This window comes from Oleiphilus sp. HI0117 (assembly GCF_001635235.1).
This window is the reverse complement of record NZ_LWGA01001339.1, coordinates 1-6513: the sequence shown is the minus strand read 5'-3', so window position 1 is coordinate 6513 and position 6513 is coordinate 1. Positions and strand designations below refer to the sequence as shown.

General features: G+C 43.5%; 6 protein-coding genes. 5 read left to right on the top strand and 1 reads right to left on the bottom strand.

From position 1 onward, the window contains the following. From A3757_RS23125 to A3757_RS23115, 3 genes are all read left to right on the top strand, one after another. Positions 1 to 456: class I SAM-dependent methyltransferase (locus tag A3757_RS23125; RefSeq protein WP_156506510.1), on the top strand; the 456-nt coding region annotated here is incomplete at its 5' end. A 20-nt stretch (positions 457 to 476) separates the two neighbouring features. Then, entirely contained in the window at positions 477 to 1604 is a 1128-nt protein-coding gene (locus A3757_RS23120; RefSeq protein ID WP_068514383.1) for a PQQ-dependent sugar dehydrogenase, read from the top strand. Positions 1605 to 1774: 170 nt separating this feature from the next. Beyond that, a complete protein-coding gene (locus tag A3757_RS23115) occupies positions 1775 to 3817 on the top strand; it encodes a VIT and VWA domain-containing protein (protein WP_068514231.1) in 2043 nt (680 codons plus the stop codon). Positions 3818 to 3900: 83 nt separating this feature from the next. Here A3757_RS23115 and A3757_RS23110 read toward each other — a convergent pair whose 3' ends face one another. Beyond that, positions 3901 to 4650 carry a helix-turn-helix transcriptional regulator gene (locus A3757_RS23110; RefSeq protein ID WP_068514227.1) on the bottom strand — a complete coding sequence of 250 codons (750 nt, stop codon included), beginning with the start codon at positions 4648 to 4650 and terminating at the stop codon, positions 3901 to 3903. Positions 4651 to 4914: 264 nt separating this feature from the next. Between A3757_RS23110 and A3757_RS23105 the strand changes: the two genes are divergently transcribed. Together A3757_RS23105 and A3757_RS25425 are read left to right on the top strand one after the other, a co-directional pair. Further along, positions 4915 to 5988, top strand: coding sequence for a GGDEF domain-containing protein (locus A3757_RS23105; RefSeq protein WP_068514223.1), 1074 nt, complete (start codon positions 4915 to 4917; stop codon positions 5986 to 5988). Positions 5989 to 6269: 281 nt separating this feature from the next. Then, positions 6270 to 6513: transposase zinc-binding domain-containing protein (locus A3757_RS25425; RefSeq protein ID WP_197470253.1), on the top strand; the 244-nt coding region annotated here is incomplete at its 3' end.

Below are 6513 nucleotides of genomic sequence, written 5' to 3'. Positions count from 1 at the left end.
TTTTCTTTGTTTGCTTTGAAAGGTGGCGCAAAGAAAGTAGTTAATATTGATATGTGCGGTAGCGCCACCAAAACCGCACAATTAAATCATCAGATAAATAATCTACTGGATGAAAGAGTATCGATTTGGAAAAAGAACATTCTTAAGTCAAACAGCCAAATTGCCAAGCAGTCAAAGTTCGACATAATCATTCTCGACCCGCCGCCTTTTCATAAAGGCTCCTTTCGAGGCTGGCCTGACTATCAGAAACTACTACGTCGCTGCACCAAATACTTAAAGGATGGCGGAGTTATCTTAGCGGCCCTAAACAATCAACAAGTAACCTTTTCAGAATTTGAACGCGACATACGAGAGACGATAGAGGATGTAAGATCTATCACGCCTTTAGCGCTTAGTGATGAAATAAAAGAACTGGAGCCTGATAAGGGGTTAAAACTTGCCTTGATTGAATGCTGAAGCTATTGGAGTTCCCTAAAATGTACAATTTCATTGCATGTATTAGTCTTGCGTTCTTCATAAGCTTTGCCAGCCCAAGCTTTTCCCGCACTATCCTTGAAGGGCAAAGTGGCCAGATTCACTTCATTTTGGAAGAACTATACTCAGGCTTAAATATTCCTTGGGGACTGGCTTTTCTGGATGCCAACACTCTATTAATTACCGAACGACGTGGCCGGCTTTATAGTTTGGATATTCAAACAAAGCAGCTCACAACTATCCAAGGGCTTAAGAACGTGCTTGCCAAAGGCCAAGGTGGCCTTCTTGATATTGCCATAAGCCCAACATTCAGCTCATCAAAGAATATTTATCTTAGTTATAGCAAAAGACATGATGGAAAGGGAACGACAGCCCTTGCCAGCGCCCAACTCACAGAGAATCAGCAGCTAAGGCATTGGCGTGAGCTATTCGTAGCGAAAGGCGATAGCGATACCTTCCGACACTTTGGTAGCCGTATTGCCTTTGACAATCAGGGGCACATATTTTTCAGCGTCGGTGACCGAGGCAAACGGGAAGACGCGCAAAACCTAAGCAATCATGCCGGAAGCATCATTCGATTAAATTTAGACGGCACGGTTCCTAAAGATAACCCTTTCACTCAACTAGCCCGCGCCCTACCCGAAATATGGTCTTACGGGCACCGAAACCCACAAGGTTTAGCTTTTACTCCCGACAAGTCTGTTTTATGGTCTATCGAGCATGGACCAAGAGGTGGTGACGAAATAAACCTGATTAAACCAGGCAAAAATTATGGCTGGCCCATCATTTCCTATGGCAAGGAATACTGGGGGCCAATTTCTGTGGGTGAAAGCACTCATAAAGAAGGCATGGAGCAACCCGTTAAATATTATGTTCCCTCCATTGCGCCAGGGAGTCTGATCGTTTATTCAGGCAAAGCCTTCAAGGAATGGAAAGGGGACCTCTTTTCAGGTGCACTAAAGATGACACACCTAAACCGAGTATCGCTCAACAAGCAGTATCAGGCTATCGCTGAAGAACGATTACTTGAAAGCCTGGGCGAACGCATTCGAGCAGTTGTCGAAAGTCCTGAAGGCTGGATTTACCTTTCCACCGACAGTGGACGCATTTTGCGTTTGCGTGATAAATAGTTTTGAGTGACTACAACAAAACAATCCTTGTATAAAAATATGGAAAAGTATCGTTATCTAATACCCTCAGGCTCTTGCTATTAGACTTAGTCGTTTTTTATTGAGTATCCGTTCATCACCATCTAGTTTTGCTTTCGCTTGTTGCCACAAACCAACAAATGGAGAGCATTATGAACAGACAACCAAACTTCTTAGAATTGATAAGCTTTACCCTATTATTCGCATTTAGCATGATGTCGCAGGCCGCTGGACTCATGTCACCCGCAAACGGTCAGCTACCAGCGTTGGAAATAAAACAACACCATGTAGATGTCACTATCGAGGATGGCTATGCCATTACTTCAGTAACACAATTATTTTTCAACCCGAATGACACCACGCTAGAAGCAATCTACTCCTTCCCCATTCCAGAAAAAGCAGCGGTAGGAGAGTTCACCTATTGGATAGACGGTAAAGCTGTGACTGGCGAGGTGCTTGAGAAAAAACAAGCTCGCGAGATTTATGAGCAAGAAAAAGCACAAGGCAGAGAAACCGCCTTAACAGAACAGGATGAGTATAAATCTTTTGATAGTGCCGTTTACCCGGTTTTGCCAAAGCAAGATGTCAAAATCCGATTAGTCTACATTCAAGCTGTCCATTCAGACCATGGCATTGGCAGTTATGTCTACCCACTTGAAGATGGTGGCGTCGATGAAGAAAAGTTGGCCTTTTGGAGCTACAACGAAGTGGTAACCGAAGCATTCAGCTTCAAGATGAATATAAGATCCTCTTACCCTATTGACGATGTCCGTCTTCCGAAACATCCGCAGGCAATTGTCACCTCAAACACGAATCAGGCATGGCATATATCCATGATGAATGGGCAGGCCGCACAAAACGAAGAAGACTCAAACCCAATCACAGCAAAGCAATCAATCACTAAACTCGATCAAGATATCGTGGTCTACTGGAGACATCAACAAGGCCTGCCAGGCTCGATTGATATGGTCACACACAAAGAACCCGGAAAAGACAAAGGAACCTTTATGATGACCATCACCCCGGGGGATGACTTAAGTAAAATCAACTTGGGGCGAGATTGGATCTTTGTACTGGACTACTCAGGCTCAATGCAGGGAAAATACCACAGCCTTATCGAAGGCGTTAACAAAGGGCTTTCCAAGCTAAATCCAAATGACCGTTTTCGCATCATCCTATTTAACAACAATGCAAGTGAGATCACACAAGGTTACACCCCTGCGACAGCCGAGAATGTATCAAGATATACACAATCACTTGAATCGACGACCCCTAATGGCGGCACAAATTTATACGACGGCCTGAAAAAAGGCATCAAAGGTCTCGATTCTGATCGCGCGAGTGCCATCATCTTAGTCACCGATGGCGTTGCTAATATCGGCACCACGGAGAAAAAATCCTTTCTAAGCTTACTCGAACAATATGATGTACGACTCTTTACCTTTGTGATGGGCAACAGTGCTAATAGACCACTACTCGATAGCATGACAAAAATTTCTAACGGCTTCGCAATGAGTGTATCCAATAGTGATGACATCGTTGGCAAGCTAATGATCGCTACCGAAAAACTAACTCACGAAGCCTTTCATGATGTCGAAGTTGATATTGACGGCGTTAAGGTTAAAAACCTTACACCCGCCCGTATCGGTTCTGTGTACCGAGGTCAGCAGCTTATCTTGTTCGGACATTACTGGGGAAATGGTAAAGCAACGGTTGAAATCAAAGGCAAAATGTCAGGCCAACAACAAACCTACACAACGTCTTTTGACTTCCCAAAACAAAGTGAACTCAACCCTGAGATAGAAAGGTTATGGGCGTTCGCGAGCATTGAAGCATTGCAGAATAAAATTGACTATCTAGGCGAAGATGCAGATGCCAAACAAGCCATCATCGACATTGCCAAACAATATGGTTTAGTCACCGACTACACTTCGATGATTGTTGTGAGAGAAGAGGTATTCAAGCAGCTTAACATTTCAAGAGATAACGCCAAACGCGTAAAGAAAGAATTGCAGGCTAAACAACAACGCGCAAGCCAGCCGGTAAGAGACCATCGTAAAGATGCCCATCAACCAGCTTTCAACAACACCCGCGCTTACCCGAGCTCTGGTGGAGGCTCATCTAGCCCCTGGATGATGTTATTGCTGCTCATCGCGGCGGTGTTATCACGAAAGCTTCAATCAAAGCGTTCATAAAACACCCTAAAAAACGAAACCAATGCTGATCTATGAACTCGGTTTTCATAGATCAGCCCACACCTCAAACTACCCCATCAATACTAAAACTTTCGCAGATCCTTTTTTCTGCGCATCTTCTCAAAAGCCAAAGGCTCCCATCGACGCATACCTGTGACAACACTAGTACCGAATCGCTCTTTAACAGGCAACTTTTCATCCTCTACATGTAAGCGATGAAATTCCTCTGCAAGTTGATCCAACTTTCTCTGAAAGATCAGGTTAGAGGCTTTAGAGAGCATCCCCACCACAAACTGTCGTTTGTCACTGGGCTCATCAAACCTATAGTTAAAGAACTCATTCACTAGAATTTCTTCGAAAAACCGCTGTATAGGGCCGTTCTTTTGCCAACTGAAGTTTCTATCAACTAATAACTTTATGCGATTTCCAGGCAACAACTCGATCAACTTTAGGCGATCTAATTTGGCAAGATGCTGGATTAACGCGGTCTCAGTTAAATCATAGGTAGACAATATATCTTCAAAGCTCCAACGATTTAAGGCACTATTTGCGACAATCAAAAGCGGAAGATCATCAATAATTTCTTTTTCTTGCTCAATCGTCAAACTTCGAATCTGATCAGACTGTCTCACCATCTCCACCAGATCACTAATTTCAATACCTAAAAATTCACAAATTTGATCTAGCCTTTTTAGCGAAAAGCTTTCCTCAGAAAACAAACGTTTCACGCTCGCCTCACTTAAATTGAGGGCATCAGCCACATCTGCATATTTTACATCGTTAATTTTCAAACATTTTTTCAGTGCTTTGACTAAAGCAGCGCTCTGAGACATCTGATCTCCCTATTATGAAACAGCGGTTCATGAGAATGACAGCAATACCGAATACTATGAAATATCGGGCTTATATCCAAACCTAGAATGGTTTTATCGTTACCATCAACAACTAAAATGACTGAATTAGGCCGGCGGACAACTGGATAGACGAAATGATTTATGATTGAAAAAGTCTTATAATTCTTAGATTATTGCACAAACTAGAGGCTTGAACTCAGGTTACAGACAAATATTACCAGGCTAAATGGAGTAGCGAGTAATATGACAGAGCAACAAATACCTGTGCGGGAAAGCCGTCAAAAAAAGCTTAAACAAGCTGTTGACTGCCTTAAGAAAACTATCCCACAAATGAAAGACCTTGAAATCCCAATCACCCCGGAAAACTACTTCGTTTGGTATGAGTATTTTCAAGGAATGAACCTCGAGCTACGCAAGAAAATAGATAGCCTGCTAGAAAGTGGAACGAACTTTACAGACAGCTTAAATAACTCACTCTACGAAACTTATATTGCAAACCAAACGCAGGATAAACTGAGCCATATACAAGGCGATACAGAGACGCTTGTGGACAACCTGCTGCAAGAGCTGGAAAAAATCCTTGAGGGCAACCAGGCTTTTTCAGCCGCACTGGAAGAAAGCCAGAATGATCTAAAGAAAAACCCCGATATCAACAGCATCACTCAGCTCGTTGCCAAGCTTATTGAAGAAACTGACCAAGTTAGACAAGCCAACACATCAATGGAAAACTCCTTAATCGTTGTGAAGGAGGAAGTCAGTACTTTAAAAAGGAACTTGGAAGAACTGAACGAAACGGCGTTTACCGACCAGCTCACCGGCATCCCGAATCGACGAGCATTTGATGAGTCTATTAAAACACTAGTAAATGAGTTTGAACAAACACTGAAGCCCTTCTCTCTCCTATTTATGGATATTGATCACTTCAAATCGTTTAATGATACGCACGGCCACGCAGTAGGCGACAAAGTTTTAACCTTTATCGCAACAGTTCTAAAGAAGGGTGTCAAAGGTGACGATATCGTCGCTCGTTATGGAGGTGAAGAATTCGTGGCGCTATTACCCAACACACGCTACGAAGGCGCACTCGTTGTAGGCCAGCAGCTATGCGATAAGGTCGCCAGTAAAAACCTGGTTATGGGCAGTGATAAAAAAGTCACCCTGGGTAATATTACCATTTCTGTCGGTGTTGCGAGTATGCAAACCTCTGACACAATTGATGGCTTAGTAGAGCGCGCTGACCAAGCCTTGTATGCAGCTAAGAAACAAGGCCGGAACAGAGTAATTGGAGAGACGCAGAACCTTGCGCAAAGTCAGTAGTATCAGAAAGGTGTATCGGCTCGAACCCTTTCTCAAAGGTTGGAGTTCAGTGCACGGCATAGTTAAACAGCACTCAAAGGCGTGAAAGTCCGCAAAACGGACCTTCATGACTGATCGATAAACAAGGATATTTTGGCCAATATTGATCTGATCGGTTACTTCTGGAAAGTGAGATAAGCGGACATAACAGTTGGACTGTTTTTACAAAATTACGGCCAATATTCGCTAAGTGAAGCTTCTTCTATATGCTGTATGCATAAACAGTATCAAGGAGGATGCTCATGTCACCGGCAAGGAATGTCTGGGCGAGTCAAGCACCATACTATGAACGCCATCAGCCCGAAAAGACGCTCCTCTATCAATTGGTTCAGGAACATTATCCTGTCTTTAAGTCCTCGTTGGAGGGTCAGGGACAAAGCTTGCCTCGTTACGTTCAGAGAGAGTTCGAAGATTTTCTCCAATGTGGTCGGCTGGAATATGGCTTTTTGCGTGTCCGCTGCGAGGATTGCCATCATGAACGATTGG